Annotated in this window: 15 protein-coding genes; 3 read left to right on the forward strand and 12 right to left on the reverse strand. The window is 43.0% G+C overall.

Annotated features, from left to right (window positions below; genetic code table 11):
• The 3 genes from C0J08_RS13300 to C0J08_RS13310 form a co-directional block, all read right to left on the reverse strand.
• Window positions 1-250, reverse strand: a 250-nt coding sequence (locus C0J08_RS13300) for a hypothetical protein (protein ID WP_502711617.1), incomplete at its 3' end; no start/stop codon positions are given.
• A gap of 116 nt (window positions 251-366) precedes the next feature.
• Entirely contained in the window at window positions 367-594 is a 228-nt protein-coding gene (locus C0J08_RS13305) for a hypothetical protein (protein WP_212652425.1), read from the reverse strand.
• Window positions 595-1,680: a DUF2066 domain-containing protein gene (locus C0J08_RS13310; RefSeq protein WP_212652426.1), complete on the reverse strand. Its 1,086-nt coding sequence runs from the start codon at window positions 1,678-1,680 to the stop codon at window positions 595-597.
• 116 nt (window positions 1,681-1,796) lie between these two features.
• On the opposite strand from C0J08_RS13310, the gene purM reads away from it, so the two are divergent.
• Genes purM through C0J08_RS13325 form a run of 3 tightly spaced genes read left to right on the forward strand, consistent with a single transcriptional unit; the run spans window position 1,797 to window position 4,238 of the window.
• Window positions 1,797-2,855, forward strand: a complete 1,059-nt coding sequence (gene purM, locus C0J08_RS13315; protein ID WP_212652427.1) for a phosphoribosylformylglycinamidine cyclo-ligase — start codon at window positions 1,797-1,799, stop codon at window positions 2,853-2,855.
• On the forward strand, window positions 2,852-3,505 hold the full coding sequence (gene purN, locus C0J08_RS13320; protein ID WP_212652428.1) for a phosphoribosylglycinamide formyltransferase: 654 nt from the start codon (window positions 2,852-2,854) through the stop codon (window positions 3,503-3,505). Before purM ends, purN begins: the two co-directional genes overlap by 4 nt.
• Before the next feature lie 13 nt (window positions 3,506-3,518).
• On the forward strand, window positions 3,519-4,238 hold the full coding sequence (locus C0J08_RS13325) for a DUF3108 domain-containing protein (protein ID WP_212652429.1): 720 nt from the start codon (window positions 3,519-3,521) through the stop codon (window positions 4,236-4,238).
• Window positions 4,239-4,257: 19 nt separating this feature from the next.
• Here the strand turns inward: C0J08_RS13325 and C0J08_RS13330 are convergent, their stop codons facing one another.
• From C0J08_RS13330 to C0J08_RS13370, 9 genes are all read right to left on the reverse strand, one after another.
• Window positions 4,258-4,833: a molybdenum cofactor guanylyltransferase gene (locus C0J08_RS13330; protein ID WP_212652430.1), complete on the reverse strand. Its 576-nt coding sequence runs from the start codon at window positions 4,831-4,833 to the stop codon at window positions 4,258-4,260.
• A gap of 11 nt (window positions 4,834-4,844) precedes the next feature.
• Window positions 4,845-5,858, reverse strand: a complete 1,014-nt coding sequence (locus C0J08_RS13335) for a glycosyl transferase family protein (protein ID WP_212652431.1) — start codon at window positions 5,856-5,858, stop codon at window positions 4,845-4,847.
• Entirely contained in the window at window positions 5,855-8,554 is a 2,700-nt protein-coding gene (locus C0J08_RS13340) for a nitrate reductase (RefSeq protein WP_212652432.1), read from the reverse strand. Before C0J08_RS13340 ends, C0J08_RS13335 begins: the two co-directional genes overlap by 4 nt.
• A gap of 296 nt (window positions 8,555-8,850) precedes the next feature.
• Window positions 8,851-9,186 (reverse strand): nitrite reductase small subunit NirD, encoded by a 336-nt coding sequence (nirD, locus tag C0J08_RS13345; RefSeq protein ID WP_212652433.1) that lies wholly within the window; start codon window positions 9,184-9,186, stop codon window positions 8,851-8,853.
• 4 nt (window positions 9,187-9,190) lie between these two features.
• Window positions 9,191-11,749 carry a nitrite reductase large subunit NirB gene (nirB, locus tag C0J08_RS13350; RefSeq protein WP_212652434.1) on the reverse strand — a complete coding sequence of 853 codons (2,559 nt, stop codon included), beginning with the start codon at window positions 11,747-11,749 and terminating at the stop codon, window positions 9,191-9,193.
• 70 nt (window positions 11,750-11,819) lie between these two features.
• The gene (locus C0J08_RS13355) at window positions 11,820-13,058 is read right to left on the reverse strand and encodes an NAD(P)/FAD-dependent oxidoreductase (protein WP_249344286.1); all 1,239 of its coding nucleotides are present in this window, start codon (window positions 13,056-13,058) and stop codon (window positions 11,820-11,822) included.
• The gene (locus tag C0J08_RS13360; protein ID WP_212652435.1) at window positions 13,036-13,884 is read right to left on the reverse strand and encodes an ABC transporter ATP-binding protein; all 849 of its coding nucleotides are present in this window, start codon (window positions 13,882-13,884) and stop codon (window positions 13,036-13,038) included. The genes C0J08_RS13355 and C0J08_RS13360 overlap by 23 nt, the downstream gene beginning before the upstream one ends.
• A gap of 41 nt (window positions 13,885-13,925) precedes the next feature.
• Window positions 13,926-14,897: an ABC transporter permease gene (locus C0J08_RS13365; RefSeq protein WP_212652436.1), complete on the reverse strand. Its 972-nt coding sequence runs from the start codon at window positions 14,895-14,897 to the stop codon at window positions 13,926-13,928.
• Between the two features lie 64 nt (window positions 14,898-14,961).
• Window positions 14,962-16,371 carry a CmpA/NrtA family ABC transporter substrate-binding protein gene (locus C0J08_RS13370; RefSeq protein ID WP_212652437.1) on the reverse strand — a complete coding sequence of 470 codons (1,410 nt, stop codon included), beginning with the start codon at window positions 16,369-16,371 and terminating at the stop codon, window positions 14,962-14,964.
• Window positions 16,372-16,619 lie beyond the last annotated feature (248 nt).

The raw sequence follows: 16,619 nt of genomic DNA on the forward strand, positions 1-16,619 counted from the left end.
CAAAATAAGCACAGCAATAAGCAAGAGACCATTGATTTGCTTGCATGGATTTCAATGCGTTTAACTTGAAGTGAGATGAATAAGGATGGCCTTTATGACGAAAACTTTCAACGCCATGTATTTGAAAAACTAATGACCAGTAACGGATTTGTCCTGATGACACTCCGAATTTACGACCGAGTTCTCTTGAACTTTCATATTGAGCAAGTGTGGCTAATTTTAACTTAAACGCTCTGTGGTATTTAGACATAAAAAGACCCCCAGTAATTGGATAGTCCAACTATTGGGGGTCACTTCAATTCGTCGCGGTTTTTTTATCCTAGAAACGAAATACTTTGAGTAACAGGAGCTACTACACCACTCCTTCTATTCGTCTTCTTCAACTATTTCGGTAATAGTCGGTTGCCCACATTTAAGACACTCACCTTCAATCCAGACTCGATCTTTTGATTCAAACTCTTTAGGATTCTTCATCCCTAAATCAACTTCCAAACAAGTGTTACACCATGTTTGAGCCATAAAATCATTTTGTTCTTCGACACTACGAGCAGTAAAATCTCGTTCCACTACTTGTTCATCTAAAATATCTGTCATTTAATTAATTCCACTATATTGATAGGACACAACTCGGTTTGCATCAGGGTCTAAAGCATTTAACGGTGCTGCAGTTAGAAGTCGACTTAAAGAGATCGAATTAAACAGCTTTTGTTTATCCCCATCTATTTCTATTGAAAATTCGACTTTCTCGCCATCAACCTGAACAAGCGTTACGTTTCTAACTACGCCAATACTTTCAAAATATGACTGTACTTTATTCATAACGCGATAATTTTTTATACCTAAGACCTGAATATTTAATTTACTTGCTGAAGCACTATTCCGTACAGAAGCATAGCGAGATGAAAAAACCTTGGCCAGATCAACACTCGCCTGATCCACCAGTTCTGTTAATGAACCGCCACTCAAATCAAAACGCTCCGTTTCACCGTTTTGAAGCAAAACAAGCAAATCACCACTAACCTGACCGGCAAAAGAACTTACACGTAATGCAGCAACAGAATCCGTCTGATAGCGCTTACTTGCATTTAAAATCCTGTCCTCAAAAAAGCCCCATACATCAGAAACACTGAGGCTTTCTTTATCAACATCATCCAATAAAGGGGCATAAATTGGTACACCAAGACTATTAGTAGAACGGGCAAATTCATTAAGAACATCCGACGGTGCTTTCGAACCAGATAGACTTCTTACACCATTGTCTTCTTTCACTAACCAAACTAATACGGACGGTCGATTATCCCCCCAAACTGGCAAATTATTTTGAGTAAGAAACCCATCAATTGATTCCTGGTAAAATGTCACTCTAATTTTCTTTCCAGGAACAAGCCCATTCTCAGAAGGCAGCAGCTCGTTAAGAGACGCGACTGAATGCTGAGCAACCCAAGTGGATGCCTTACTCTTAGCTTGATCCAATAAATCACCTGTAATAGCTTTTCTATTACCAGAAACTTTAACAAGCACATTTTCAGCCGCTAAACCAAATGCTTCATTTAGCATAACGGATTCAGACTGTGCCACGGGTAAATTAATTTCAGCGCTATAAAGCCCTTGCACAGGGACGGCATTTGCTGATGAGATTAAAAAAACACTAATTAGTAGTAAAAATATACGAGAATTCATAGCCCTTCCTTCGTTTATTTGACTATTCTACTGTCTTAATCACAAAGAACCATAGCCCTAATGCGTCACTATGCTAAAATGCCTTTTTTTCCTCGTACCATGATAAGGCATAGGCAATGACCAAGTCGGATAAACCATCGATTAGTTATAAAGACGCAGGCGTAGATATCAACGCCGGAAACCAACTTGTTGAGCGCATTAAAGGCGTAAGCAAAAAAACCCGCCGTCCAGAAGTAATGGGAGGACTTGGTGGATTTGGTGCCTTAACTCGCCTTCCAACAAAATACAAAAATCCAGTTCTTGTTTCAGGAACAGATGGCGTTGGCACAAAACTACGCCTAGCAATGGACTTGAATCAACATGACACTATTGGCATCGACCTTGTAGCAATGTGTGTCAATGATTTAGTCGTCGCTGGCGCAGAACCACTGTTATTTTTAGATTACTATGCAACAGGCAAGTTAGATGTTGATATCGCTGCGAATGTTGTTACAGGTATTGGTGAAGGCTGTCTGCAGGCTGGTTGTGCACTAGTAGGTGGAGAAACGGCTGAAATGCCAGGTATGTACCATGACGGCGACTACGATTTGGCTGGTTTTTGTGTTGGTGTAGTAGAAGAAGGAAGCATCATTGACGGAACTAAGGTAAAAGCTGGCGATAAACTTATTGCTCTAGGCTCATCTGGTCCACATTCAAACGGCTACTCTCTTATTCGTAAAATACTGGAAGTAAGCAAAGCCGATCTTAACCAAGAGATCGACGGCACACCTTTAAAAGATGCGTTAATGGAACCCACTCGCATCTACGTTAAATCCATTCTCAAATTAATGGAATCCATATCGGTTAACGCACTGGCTCATATCACTGGCGGTGGCTTACTAGAAAATATCCCACGTGTTCTGCCTGAAGATGCGGCAGCTCGTATTGATGCCGCAAGTTGGAAACGCCCTGCTGTGTTTGATTGGTTACAAGAACAAGGAAATGTTGAGCAAGAAGAGATGTACCGTGTTCTAAACTGTGGGGTCGGCATGATACTTTCTATCGATGCCGAGAAAGCAGATGAAGCGCTTGCAATCCTAAAAGCCGAAGGTGAAAACGCTTGGATCATTGGTGATGTTTGTCCACGCAATGGTGGCAAAGAAGTTTTAATCTCTGATCTAGAGATACAGGCATGAGTTTTCCAATCGTTGTCTTAATTTCTGGCAGCGGCAGCAACTTGCAAGCTTTGATTGATCAAAGCTTGCAAGGGCAACTCAATGTCAGAATCTGCGCCGTAATCAGCAATAAAGCAGATGCTTATGGCTTAGAGCGAGCTAAATTAGCAGATATACCTACACACACGGTAGATCATAAACTGTTTAGCAGCCGAGAAGAATTTGACGCCGAGCTGCAAACAATCATTGATCAATATGAACCGAAGCTGGTTGTTCTCGCAGGCTTTATGCGTATTCTAACTGAAACTTTTGCGAAACATTATGAAGGTAGAATGTTAAATATTCACCCATCATTACTGCCTAAGTACAAAGGATTAAATACACATCAACGAGCGATTGGTGCCGGTGAAAAAGAACATGGTGTATCAGTGCATTTTGTTAGCCCTGAACTGGATGCAGGTTCTGTTATCCTTCAAGCTAGTACCGAAATCGCGCCAGATGATACAGCAGAGTCCTTGGCTAAAAAAGTTCACTCTTTGGAGCATATTATTTATCCACTGGCGGTAAAATGGTTTAGTGAGGAACGATTAACATTCCAAAAAGGAATTGCTTTATTTGATGAGAAAGCCCTACCTGAAAACGGCATTCTATATAATCAAGCTCTATTATGAAGTAGGAGAAAGTATGGTAGCTCGTAAGATCCAAATGTGCTTAATGGTTATTGTAATGAGTCTTCCCATACTTTCTCTTTCAGCAACCCCACAGCAAGAAGACTTTTTAAAACCTTATTCAGCGGTTTACAGTACTGTTTGGAAAAAAGGCATAAGCTTAAAAGTAGAAGGCAAACAAACCCTTACCAAACAGTCCGATGATTTATGGAAATTTGTCTTCTCAGCGGACAGTCTCATTGCATCTCTTGATGAATCCTCAGTCTTTAGAGTTAAAGACCATCAAATCATTCCCTCTAAATACGAATATAGAAGCTCAGCTTTAGGCAATAAAAGAAGGGCAACATTAACTTTCGACTGGGAAAATAACCGTGTCCGCAATGACATAAAAGACAAACCTTGGAACATGACAATTCCTCCTAAAACCCTTGATAAATTGTCTATCCAACTACAAGTGAGAGAGGATCTAAAACAAGGGAAAAGTATCTTTGATTATCAAATTGCTGATGGTGGACATATAAAAAACTGGCGTTTTAAGCGCGAAAAAATGGAAACCATAGATACAAAGTTAGGAAGGATTTCTGGCATTAAAGTAATTCGTACAGATAACCTAGAAGATGGCAAAAAAACCTCTTTTTGGTTTGCTCCGAAATTTGATTATCTTTTAGTCAAGTTAGAGCATAAAGAAGATGGTGAATCTTATCATCTTGATATTGATTCGATGAGTCAGCCTTAAAACGACTTTTGTTTACTCTTTAAAGCAGCTCATTGGGCGAATTAACATTGAGTAACTCTGCGCTATTTTCCCAAACAATAGGCTGACAGCCAAACGCATCATAAAAACCTAATACACTGTAACGCTGCCCTTCTTCTAAAAACCCCTTAAGAGCAGCAAGCGCAGTGTCAACAGGCAAAATAGCGTGCAAAGGATGCGCTCCCGAAGCCCCACTTAAATAATAGATTTTGTCGGGTAACAATAAGCTCGCCTCTTTCAGCTGTACAAAAGCCTCACCGCTAATACGAGGTGTATCGCAAGGTGAAACTAATAAATGCGATGTTTTTGCATAGGCCAAGCAAGTGAATAAGCCAGACAAAGGCCCTTTACCTTGATATTCGGGATCATCTTTAATGACGTCATAGCCTAATAGCGCATACTGCTCTGTATTTCTATTCGCATTAATAAACACGCTATCCGCTACGTGTTGCAACGCTTTCCCAACAGATAAAGCCATAGGCTCATTTTGAAAAAATAATAAGCCTTTATCTTGGCGCGACATTCGCTCTGCTTTTCCACCCGCTAACACAGCGCCAGATAAAGAGGTAAACACCATACTACTTGCTCTTAAATAAGGTTATCAAAAAAGCCTTTATCGCGCTTAGACCAGATCTCATCAGCCAAAGCAAGGCATCCTTCATGTGATGTTTCACCATAAAGAAGTCCGGCCACCGACGCAATGGTTTGTCTCACTGCTTGGTCTCCGAATTGATCAAGCTGAGCCCCTCGCCAATGATCAGTTAAGCGAGATAGATCTAAATTATCTTTTAAACGCTTATGCTCTTTTTCCGCTTTTGGCCAATCCGACCAACTTGCCACACCATTCTGCCATTTACCTAGCGTCACATCCCGCTCTGGGTTCACTTCCGCTTCACCGTTACCACCACGAAACACCAATACAGAAGCATCCCCAAGTAACTCACAGGCGGAGAGATGCAGCTCATCATAGCCGCGGTGAAAAACCCCATGAACACTGTGACTAGCAAAAAATGGATTCATCATACGCACCACGGTGTTTACAGGGGAACGTAATCCTAAAACATACTTTAAATCCATCATATGCCCTAAAGACTTATCTATTTGGGCAAGAGGAATGTAAGCGAAGTTTCTACTCTCAAGCTCCCGCGTTATATCTTCCCTCGAATGACTAATTGCTAAGCCAAGTTGTTGAATGCTTTGCTCAACATAAATGCGATTTTCACCGTCAAATGTATGGCCATGCATAACAATTTTCACACCCGTATTGGCTAACGCGAGAGCGGCCAATAAAAACCAAGGCAGCTCATTCCGCTTACCAGCGTAAGCAGGCCAATCCAAATCTACTTTGGTACCCAAGGACTTTTGTTTGGCCAAATAGGCTCTGGTGGCTTTGGTAAAACCAACAGTTTCTTCTACCGTCTCTTCACGGATGCGAATTAACATCCAAAAGGCCCCAGATTGCTCTGGAGCAACCTGACCAGACAGCATCAAGCTCATGGCATGCTCAGCTTCTTCTGTCGTTAAACTACGGGCTCCCTTTTTCCCACGTCCCAAGATTTGCACATACTGGGTAAAATCATTGGCTGCTATTTTTTCTCTCATACTGATAACTCCGCCACTACAGGGATAAAGTGCTTTAATTCAGGAAGGCATGAGCCACAATTCGTACCGCATTTAAGTTTGGCTCCCAACGCATCAACAGAATCAGCTCCCGCAGCAATGGCTTTTTCTATCTGCTTCGTACCTACCTGAAAACACGAGCAAACTATGTCACCTTTCTCTTCAATATTCGCAGGAGAACCAACCAAAAGAGCTAAACGATCTTGCAATGATAACGGCGCATTAATCGCCAAATTAGAGCTCAGCCATTCAGTAGAAAGAGACTCTGGCTTGGGATGAGAATAAATTAACAAAACAAGCTTTTGATCCACCAGTTTCGCCACTCGACTTTGTTGAGTAATCGGGTTGGAATACTCTATCCAATCACTCTGTCCAGTAAGGCTTTCACTGATATGACAATCAATAGCCTTCAAATTGGCCTGAGTCTGTCCATTTTTCCAAACTACTTCATAATGATAACCATGCTCTGACGGCACTTGGCACCAATATAGACAATCAGCTAAGGCAAGTGGTACGGCTGAAATAATTAAGCCGTAACAAGCATCACTAACCGCTGCCAGCTGCACCTGAGCATGTTTAGATTCTGGCTGACCTGATAACGGATCGACCACCTGAGGAATTAAGTTCGAAACGACCGATGCGTTAGCAAATTGCTGTGTCCAGTGAATTGGCGTAAAAACACTATTTGGCGCAACGGCGTGACTTATTTTGGCTTTTAACAGGACTTCTCCATGGGGCGAAGTGATGCGTACTACAGCTTTATCTTCTATTCCTAGGCGCTGGGCAGCTTTTGGATGAATTTCAACATAAGGTTGTGACGTATGTTTTGCAAGAGAGGCGGCATCACCTGTGCGTGTCATGGTGTGCCATTGATCACGAACACGCCCTGTATTTAAGGTAAAAGGCCACTCCTGAGAGCTTTGATTTTTGGGTAAACAAGGTGTGATAGCAACAAATCTTGCTCGTCCATCTGGAGTAAAGAAACGCCCATCAGCAAACATTCGCTTGGTGCCTTCTGGCCGACCTTTAGGCACTGGCCACTGTACAGGTGTGATAGCATCGTATTCAGCTTTGGTTATTTGACTAAAATAACCAATATCAAAGTCACGTTTACCATGATTTTCAAAGGCCGATAAAGCCGCATGCTCAGCAAAGATTTCATGGACATTCTGATAACTAAAAGCCGAAGCAAATCCAAGGCGTTTTGCCACTTCGCAAATTGCCCACCAGTCATGTCTCGCTTGCCCAGGAGCCGGTAACATTCCCCGTTGACGTGAAATACGCCGCTCTGAATTCGTCACCGTTCCATCTTTTTCACTCCAGCCAGTCGCTGGAAGTAGCACATCAGCCATAGCGGTTGTGTCTGTATGTGCTTTGCAATCACTAACAATGACTAACTCACATTTCTCCAACGCTCTACGAACCTGCGCAGTGTCTGGCAGGCTAACCATAGGATTAGTCGACATAATCCACACCACTTTGACTTTCCCCTCTTCCATGGCTTGAAATAAGTCGACTGCTTTCAAGCCATTTTCTGTTGCCATATTGGGTGCTTGCCAAAAACGCTGCACCAGATCCAACGCTCCTGGCGTAGCGAAGTCCATATGAGCCGCTAGCTGGTTCGCCAAGCCACCCACTTCCCTCCCGCCCATAGCATTTGGTTGACCGGTAATCGAAAAAGGTCCCGCTCCCTCCTTACCAATTCGCCCCGTCGCCAGATGACAATTGATAATGGCATTGCATTTATCAACACCCGAAGAAGACTGATTAACCCCTTGGGAATAAAAGGTAATTGTCTTTGAATGCTCTCGCCACCAGCTTGCCAAGCAAGCAAGCGCTTTCTCATCGATTCCACAAAAATCCGCGGTAAAAGACAGATTTGGAGTTGACTCTACTGCATGGCTCAAAGTTTCTGCGAAACCATTCGTATGATTAACGATAAAATCCTCATCCAAAATGCCGGCTTGAGCTGAATCATTCAATAAAAAGGAGAATATGGCGGCATCACTGCCAGGCTTAATCGCCAAATGCAAATCAGCAATGTCACACGTTGCAGTTTCTCGTGGATCAATCACCACAACTTTCATGTTAGGCCGTTGCTTTTTCGCAGAAGCAATTCGTTGAAATAAAATGGGATGAGTCCAAGCGGCGTTCGACCCAACCATGATTAATAAATCACAGAGTTCTAGATCTTCATAATTACAAGGTACAGTATCCGAACCAAAGGCGCGCTTATACCCCACTACGGCAGAGGCCATACAGAGCCGCGAATTAGTATCAACATTCGCCGTACCAATAAACCCTTTGGCCAATTTATTAGCAACGTAATAATCTTCCGTGAGAATTTGCCCAGAAAGATAGAAAGCAAAAGCATCCGGCCCATGATCTTTTACAATTTGGGAGATTTTTGAACTAACGGTTTCTATCGCAGATTCCCAAGACACAGCTTGGCCATTAAGCATAGGAGCCAATAAACGGTCATCAGATTTAATCGTCTGAGCAAGGCTACTACCTTTAACACATAAACGACCAAAATTTGCCGGATGATCTAGATCACCAGAAACAGGAGGAACATCCTGATTGACTGAGTCCGGAATAGTTAAGTTAACCCCACAGCCAACACCACAATAGGGACAGGTTGTTTTTCCGCTAATGGCTGTCTTCTTTGTTGCCGTCATGGATCTTCCTCGTGCTTTTGTATTTCTTAAAAACAAAAAAGGCCCAATCACTTTCAAAAAAGTGATTGGGCCTCGTTGCCTTTTGTAATATCTGTATGCTTTATGTGTAAGCCTTCATCGGTTTACGGTGCATCAGTACTTTAATATTAGCAATAAGCAAGCCAACTTTGACAAGCACTGATTAAAGGCGAAAATCCTTATCTTTTAGCAGCTGCAGCTTTATCATCGACAGAACACTTTCTTATTAAACCTAAAAATAGCGCCTAAATAGTGCAAACACACAAATACGTGCACCGTTATGAGTGTGTTGCGATGAACACCTCTCCCCCTTCTAACTTTGCTTGCCAATGAGGCACCTTGATATCCTCTTCAAGACATTGGCCTGAGCTCAGCTCATAATGCTGTTTATACAATGGACTAGCCACCACCCACTGATCTTGAAGGTGAGCAACTAGCCCCCGAGACAAGACATTTGCCTTGCCAATTGGGTCCCAATTACCAATCGCAAAGATTTTATTGTCCGACTCAGGCACGTAGAAAACCGCCACCTGCTCGCCATTCAACATGGCTGCAACACCAGCCCCTTCAATTAAATCTTCTTGTTTACAAATTAATTTCCATGGCATCGTCATCGTATTAGCCCACCTTCGCAATTAATTGCTGTTTTTCAAACTCAGTTGCAGGGCGCATTTGGTCACGCTCCTCAACAAACACCACATTGCTATCGCTTCCCTCATAGTTAACAAATTGACGGAAAGTTTTGAGTGCTTCAGGATCCTTCAAAGTGGTTTTCCATTCACACTGGAAGGTATCCACTACGTGCTGCATACTTGCTTCAAGCTCAGCGCATAATCCCAGCTTGTCGTTAATCACCACATCTTTTAGATACTCTAAACCACCCTCTAAACCTTCCATCCAAACCGAGGTACGCTGTAATCGATCAGCTGTTTTGGTGTAAAACATTAATACTCGATCGATATATTTCACCAAGGTTTCGTCATCCAAATCTTTCGCAAAAAGATCTCCGTGACGCGGCTTCATACCACCATTACCACACACATATAGGTTCCAACCGCCTTCGGTCGCAATCACCCCAATGTCTTTACTTTGAGCTTCAGCGCATTCGCGTGTACAACCAGAAACAGCAAACTTAATCTTGTGAGGTGAGCGCAGTCCCTTATAACGATTCTCTAAATCAATCGCCATTTTCATACTGTCATTCACCCCGTAACGACACCAAGTACTACCAACGCAAGACTTTACCGTACGCAAAGACTTGCCATAGGCTTGACCGGTTTCAAACCCTGCCGCGATGAGCTTCTCCCAAATCTGTGGCAATTGTGACAAGGTTGCACCAAATAAATCGATACGTTGACCGCCTGTTACCTTGGTATATAAACCGTATTCTTTTGCCACTTCCCCCAATACAATCAATCTTTCAGGGGTAATTTCACCACCGGGAATACGAGGTACGATGGAATAAGTACCGTCTTTTTGCATATTGGCAAGAAAGCGATCATTTGTGTCTTGCAAACTGATATGCTCTTTTTTCAGTACGTAATCATTCCAAACGCTGGCTAAAATAGAACCCACAGCCGGTTTGCATATCTCACAACCATGACCTTTACCATGCGTTTTCAATAACTCAGCAAAAGTTTTAATTTCACCTACTTTCACTAAGTTATATAAATCTTGGCGGGTGTAGGCAAAGTGCTCACAAATATCTGTGCTGACCTCAACTCCCAACGCTAATAATTCGTTATCAACGACTTTTTTCAATAACGCAGCACAGCCACCACAACCCGTAGCAGCCTTGGTGATACCTTTTACATCACCCACAGACAAGGCACCATTGCACACGGCATCACTAATATCTTGCTTAGAAACATTATGGCAACTACAAATCGATGCAGTTGCTGGCAAGGCATCGACCCCTAATCCAACAGGAGCCCCATCCATTGCAGGCAAAATCAGAGCTTGCGCCTGTGTAGGAAGATCAATCCCATTGAGGTAATACTGCAACAAGGTGTCGTAGTAACTGTTATCACCAACCAACACAGCCCCTAACAGCTTTTTGCCATCTTCAGATACCACCATCTTGCGATAGCTTTGACTCAATTCATCTTGATATACAAAGACTTTACAACCTTGAGACTGTGCATGTGCATCACCCACAGAGCCAACATCACAGCCCAAGAGTTTCAGTTTTGTACTCATGTCTGCGCCAGTAAAGGTCACACCCGCATCACCCATCAGATGCCCTGCAGCCGATTTTGCCATGGCATAACCCGGCGCTACCAAGCCAAAAATACGGTTATTCCAAAGCGCACACTCACCAATAGCGTATATATTTTCGTCACTGGTCTGGCAATGGTTATTGACGCAAATACCGCCACGCTCACCAACACTCAACCCTGATTGGTGCGCCAAAGCATCTTGCGGTCGAATACCTGCAGAGAACAAAATTAAATCTGTTTCAAGATGAGATCCATCAGCAAAGTTCATTCGGTGAAAAGCCGTCTCCCCATCGACAATCTCTGTAGTTGCCGTGTTGGTGTAAACTTGCACCCCTAAACCTTCTATCATCTCTTTTAGAACAGCTCCGCCCTGTTCATCCAGCTGTACTGGCATGAGACGAGGCGCAAACTCAACCACACTGGTTTCCAAACCAAGGTTTTTCAGCGCATTGGCTGCCTCTAATCCAAGCAAACCACCACCGACAACCGTTCCTCGTGTTACTTGTTTTGCGCAAGCTCGAATGGCATCCAAATCATCAAGAGTACGGTACACAAAGGTGTTATCACGCTTATGACCAGGAATAGGCGGTACAAAAGGGTAAGACCCAGTCGCTAGCACAAGCTTGTCATAAGCTAAAGATTCACCATTTTGCAATATCAATTGTTTCGCTTCACGGTCTATCTCGGTCACTAAACTATTGATGAAATAACGCACGCCATGTTCATCATATAAAGTGCCATCCGTCATCGCTAAGTCAGCCGCACCTTTTCCAGTGAAATACTCACTAAGATGCACTCGGTCATAGGCTAAATAAGATTCTTCACCGAACACGGTAATTTGAAAGGTTTCGTGACCACCTTGAGCGATTATCTGCTCAACAAAATGGTGACCGACCATGCCATTGCCAACGACAATGAGATGAGGTTTTGTAGTAAGAAAAGACACGGTTGACGTCATTATATTTTCCTCGCTGTAACTCTTTTTAAGTAACATGCCTAACGGCTAACAACACCAAAAACGACTCAATTTAGGCCACTTGGGGACAGCAATAGGCTTCACCAAACACCAGCAAATCAAGCATGTTAGAGACATTGGTCTTATTTTGAATTAACTGGAAATACCAGTTTCCATCGGCGACGTTGCCATAAAGAATTGCGCCAACCAGTATGCCTTCGTTGACTACTAGTTTGCGGTAATGATTTGCGCCCACATCTTTGAAAACGATACAACTATCTTCTGTTGAAGCTTGAATCTTTCCCACAGATAAAAGTTGAACGCCGGACACTTTTAATTTGGTTGGTGTAGGCTCAATATCAAATACAGCCTCTTCACCAGCCAACACCTTCAGCAAGACATTAATTTGTGTCCAGATAGGTGCGACTAAACCAAATGTTTGTCGGTCAAATTCGCAACACTCCCCCAAAGCATAAATATCTGCATGAGAAGTTTGCATTTTTTTATCGACAATAATGGCGCGATTGGTCTCCAAACCTGCTGCTTTTGCCAAGTTAATCTCTGGCGAAATCCCAGCTGCCATAACCACTAAATCAATCGCTAATGACTCCCCACTTTGACACTCCACATGGGAAACTCGACCATCATCCTGCTGCCTAAATGAAACTGGCGACTCCCCAAGTCGAAATTCAATGCCCATTTGCTTAAATCTATTAAGCAAAAGCCCTGCCGCTTCTTCATCTAGCTGTCTATTTAGCAACCAATTAGAGCGATGAAACACGACTACTTTGTGTCCGCGCTTTACCAAACCAGCCGCCGCCTCTAATCCCAACAAACCGCCACCAATAACACAAATTTTCTGGCAGCCAGTTAGCTGAGTCATAACCTCCACGTCCTTCAAAGTACGAAAAGCCATAACATTTGGCGCTTCTCTGCCTTTGATTGGTAATAAGCTGGCCCTTGAGCCAGTTGCCAATACCAATTTGTCATACCCAATGAGCTGCCCACTTTTTAACGTAAGGGTTTTCGCTCCTACATTCAGGCTGGTTACTGGATCATTAGCAAGCACCTGTACTCCTTCATCGCACATGCGTTGCATATCCACTAACGGCATATCAGCCTGAGAAATCTCATTGGCCAATAATGAAGACAGCAGAATTCGGTTATATCCCACGTTAGCTTCTTCCCCGATCAAAATGATCTGGAACAAGTGACCATGGGATTGCCACAAATCATGCGCCAATTTGCTACCGGCCATTCCGGCACCAACAATGACAAGATGACGTTTGTTATGCATTGGCAACTTTGACATTATCTGTCGCCTTATTATTTTTAGCCGCCACTTGAATTGGCTCAACTTTGCGCTGCTTTTCATAGAGGAAAGTTAATACTTGCGTACGATAATCAACGTATCTAGGGTCATTCGCTAACGCTAAACGATCACGAGGACGCTCTAAATCCACATGCAATATTTCTCCTACCGTGGCAGCTGGGCCATTAGTCATCATGACAATACGATCCGACAACAACACAGCCTCATCCACATCATGAGTAATCATAATCACTGTGTTGTTAAGGTCTTTTTGAATTTCCATCAAAGAGTCTTGAAGATGTGCACGGGTTAAAGCGTCCAACGCACCAAAGGGTTCATCCATAAGCAAAACACTAGGCTCCATAGCCAGAGCTCGAGCAATACCAACACGCTGCTTCATACCGCCTGAAATTTCATCTGGACGTTTATCAGCCGCATGCGTCATGTGCACCAACTCAAGGTTATGCATGATCCAGTCATGCATTTCTTTTTTGGTTTTGGTTTTACGAAATACCTGCTTAACCGCCAACTCAACATTTTGATAGGACGTTAACCAAGGTAATAATGAATGGTTTTGAAACACCACCGCACGTTCAGGGCCAGGCCCTTTCACCTCTCGGCCATCTAATAAAATGCCGCCCTCAGTCGCATCGTATAGACCCGCGACAATATTCAGAACCGTAGATTTACCACAACCAGAGTGACCAATGAGTGAAACAAATTCGCCCTTCTCAATTTTTAAACTTACATTATCTAAAGCCTTAAACGGCCCTTTTGGAGTTGGAAATTCAATCGATATATGACTGATGTCTAAATGTGTTGCCATGTTCATTCTCCCGTTAGCATTTTTCTTTTAGCTATCTTGTTCTAGCGAAGTACCTGAGTTTTATCCCAAGAAGCAAAGCGCTGAATTGTTAACATGACTCGGTCTAACAAATAGCCAATAAAACCAATCATCAATACCGCTACCATGATTCGCCCCAAAGAATTCGAACTACCGTTCTGAAATTCATCCCAGACGAACTTCCCAAGACCTGGGTTTTGCGCCAGCATTTCTGCAGCAATTAACACCATCCAAGCAATACCGAGCGATAAACGCAGACCGGTAAACATCAAAGGAATTGCGGATGGAATGACGATTTTCATCACATGAGTCATCCAGCCAAGCTGCAAAACCTTGGAAACGTTCAACAAATCTTTCTCGACAGCAGCAACACCCACAGCCGTGTTAATCAAAGTAGGCCACATACAACACAAGGTTACGGTGAACATGGAGGTTAAAAACGATTTGGAAAATATAGGATCATCAGATACATAACTCGCACTCACTACCATAGTTACCAAAGGCAGCCATGCTAGAGGAGAGACGGGTTTAAAAACCTGAATAACAGGGTTCAACGCGCTGTAAACGGAACGGTTTAATCCGATTAAAATACCTAATGGAATAGCAATCAAACTCGCCAAACCAAACCCTGCTAGTACGGTATAAAGGCTGGTAAATATTTGATCAAAAAAAGTAGGCTTGCCTGTATAGTCTCTTAGCTTGCCAACATAGCTTGGATCTTTCGCTTGTCGCTCAGCAATTCTTTCTTCTTGACGCGCGTAGAATTTTTCTTCTTTTATGCGCTCATTTTGATGTTCGGTTAGCAAGCTGTTCCATTGCTCGTAAACTACAACAGGCCCAGGAAACTCTCCCAACGAGGTATGTACCCGACTCGCGCCGGCTTGCCATAACAAGATGAACACTACAATGCCGAAGACAGGCAGTAAGATTCCTTTCAAAGAAAAGGCACTAATTTTGTCTTTTAACGAGGCCATGGTTACGCTTGCTATCATCATCTTTTACTCACTCAATTTAACTCATAAAACGGCTACGCTGTGTAGCCGCTTTATCTTGTTTACGTTAGATTTTGTCGTCGCCTTTTAAGCCGATTTTGAAGCTTTTCAAGTAATCATTAGGGCGTTTACCGTCATAGGTAACCCCATCGATAAAGTCACTTTGTGGTGGTTTAAAACCATCTTCTTTTTCAAAATCTGGAAACTCAGACGCCATCATCACACCATCTTCAATCAAAGATTTTGCCGCTTGTGCATAAATGTCTGGACGATAAACGTCTTTCGCCGTTTTCATATACCACTCATCGGATTTTGGCTCAGCAATCTGTCCCCAACGGCGCATTTGCGTTAAGTACCAAATCGCATCGCTGTAATAAGGGTAAGTTGCGTTATGACGGAAGAATACGTTGAAGTCTGGAATCTCGCGTTTATCGCCTTTCTCATACTCAAAAGTGCCTGTCATACTGTTGGCAATAACATCATAGTCCGCACCAACATATTGGCTGCGAGAAAGGATTTTTACTGCTTCAGGGCGATTCGCATTGTTGTTTTCATCTAACCATTTCGCCGCGCGAATCATAGCCTTCACAACGCGGATATGAGTATTTGGATATTCTTCAGCCCAATCACTGCTTACCCCAAACACTTTCTCAGGGTTGTTCTTCCAAATTTCATAATCGGTAATAACTGGCACGCCAATACCTTTAAATACCGCTTGCTGGTTCCAAGGTTCGCCTACGCAATAGCCAGAAATAGTTCCAGCTTCCATGGTAGCTGGCATTTGTGGCGGCGGTGTCACAGACAACAAGGCATCGGCGTTAATTTGACCGCTAGTATCACCTCGCTCTGGTGCGTAATAACCAGGGTGAATGCCACCAGCAGCAAGCCAGTAACGTAATTCGTAGTTATGAGTGGATACAGGAAACACCATCCCCATTTTGAAAGGCTTGCCTTGGGCTTTATAGCCATCGATAACAGGTTTTAACGCGCTAGCACTGATTGGATGAACGGGCTTACCATCTGGGCCGTTAGGAATGTTTTTCTTCATTTCATCCCAAACATCGTTTGAGACGGTAATGCCATTACCATTCAAATCCATACTAAAGGCTGTCACTACATGAGCTTTCGTACCGTATCCGATAGTTGCCCCTAGCGGTTGACCCGCTAGCATATGCGCACCATCTAACTGACCATCAATGACTCGATCTAATAATACTTTCCAGTTCGCTTGCGCTTCTAAAGTGACATACAAACCTTCATCTTCAAAATAGCCTTTTTCGTAGGCAATAGCCAATGGCGCCATATCTGTTAATTTGATAAAACCAAATTTCAGCTCTTCTTTTTCTGCATAACCTAGCTCTGCATGAGCAGCGCCAGTTATTAGTACAGAACCCAATACGATAGACAGACTTATTTTTTGAGTGGCATTAACAAAGATCGGCAAACCAATAGCCGTTTTCAAACATCTTAGGTTCATAATCACGCTCCGCTTAAGGGGTTAAACACTACAAAACAAAAAAAGGCGCATGCAAATCACAATCTATGTGTTCGCAGGCGCCTTTGCCATTCAAAGAAAGTCCTACATTGGACAATCAATAATGTGGGTGATAACTAACTACCGTTGCTAGACTCACCAAAATTTTAATCTCTATGTTTCTATCTCTCTTCTAAAGCACACAATGTGCCAAGAAAATTAACCATCTGATTTTAAAGATTTTTTGTTAC

It is taken from the genome of Marinomonas sp. CT5 (assembly GCF_018336975.1).
Lineage (GTDB): Bacteria > Pseudomonadota > Gammaproteobacteria > Pseudomonadales > Marinomonadaceae > Marinomonas.

Excerpts from the sequence above, each read along its gene's own strand:
- C0J08_RS13355 (WP_249344286.1), bottom strand. The coding sequence starts at position 13,058 with ATGTCAAAGTTGCCAATGCATAACAAACGTCATCTTGTCATTGTTGGT.
- purN (WP_212652428.1), top strand. The coding sequence starts at position 2,852 with ATGAGTTTTCCAATCGTTGTCTTAATTTCTGGCAGCGGCAGCAACTTG.
- C0J08_RS13370 (WP_212652437.1), bottom strand. The coding sequence starts at position 16,371 with ATGAACCTAAGATGTTTGAAAACGGCTATTGGTTTGCCGATCTTTGTT.
- C0J08_RS13340 (WP_212652432.1), bottom strand. The coding sequence starts at position 8,554 with ATGACGGCAACAAAGAAGACAGCCATTAGCGGAAAAACAACCTGTCCC.
- nirB (WP_212652434.1), bottom strand. The coding sequence starts at position 11,749 with ATGACGTCAACCGTGTCTTTTCTTACTACAAAACCTCATCTCATTGTC.
- C0J08_RS13330 (WP_212652430.1), bottom strand. The coding sequence starts at position 4,833 with ATGGTGTTTACCTCTTTATCTGGCGCTGTGTTAGCGGGTGGAAAAGCA.
- purM (WP_212652427.1), top strand. The coding sequence starts at position 1,797 with ATGACCAAGTCGGATAAACCATCGATTAGTTATAAAGACGCAGGCGTA.
- C0J08_RS13360 (WP_212652435.1), bottom strand. The coding sequence starts at position 13,884 with ATGGCAACACATTTAGACATCAGTCATATATCGATTGAATTTCCAACT.
- C0J08_RS13310 (WP_212652426.1), bottom strand. The coding sequence starts at position 1,680 with ATGAATTCTCGTATATTTTTACTACTAATTAGTGTTTTTTTAATCTCA.
- C0J08_RS13305 (WP_212652425.1), bottom strand. The coding sequence starts at position 594 with ATGACAGATATTTTAGATGAACAAGTAGTGGAACGAGATTTTACTGCT.
- C0J08_RS13365 (WP_212652436.1), bottom strand. The coding sequence starts at position 14,897 with ATGATGATAGCAAGCGTAACCATGGCCTCGTTAAAAGACAAAATTAGT.
- nirD (WP_212652433.1), bottom strand. The coding sequence starts at position 9,186 with ATGACGATGCCATGGAAATTAATTTGTAAACAAGAAGATTTAATTGAA.
- C0J08_RS13335 (WP_212652431.1), bottom strand. The coding sequence starts at position 5,858 with ATGAGAGAAAAAATAGCAGCCAATGATTTTACCCAGTATGTGCAAATC.
- C0J08_RS13325 (WP_212652429.1), top strand. The coding sequence starts at position 3,519 with ATGGTAGCTCGTAAGATCCAAATGTGCTTAATGGTTATTGTAATGAGT.